The organism is Streptomyces aureus (genome assembly GCF_001418135.1).
In the GTDB taxonomy this organism is placed as follows: domain Bacteria; phylum Actinomycetota; class Actinomycetes; order Streptomycetales; family Streptomycetaceae; genus Streptomyces; species Streptomyces aureus_A.
Genome location: NZ_LIPQ01000180.1, coordinates 1 through 314, shown reverse-complemented (window position 1 = coordinate 314; position 314 = coordinate 1). Strand labels below are relative to the sequence as shown.

General features: G+C 79.6%; 1 pseudogene. It reads left to right on the top strand.

Annotation, left to right across the window (positions count from 1 at the left end):
• Positions 1–145, top strand: a pseudogene (locus AOK00_RS40365) (glycerate kinase); the annotation flags it as partial.
• Positions 146–314: the final 169 nt, after the last annotated feature.

Genomic DNA, 314 nt, shown 5'->3' with positions numbered 1-314 from the left:
CCCGCCGGAGGCCCTGGGCAAGGCGGGCATCCGCCGGGCGTACGCCCTCTCGGCCCTGGAGCCGGACCCGGCGAAGTCGATGGCCAACGCGGGCCCGCTCCTGGAAGAAGCGGCGTCGAACATCGCCCGGGACTTCCTGAAGTAGCCCGCCCCCGCCGCGCCCCACCCGGGGCTGCACCTCCCGCCGGAGCGGCGCCCCTTGCCCGGGGCGGCGCCTCCCGCCGGGGCGGCGCTCCCGCCGGGGCTGCGCCCCCGCCCTGGGGCTGCGCCCCCGCCCCGGGGCCTGTCTCTTCTCCACATCCGACGTTGCCGAC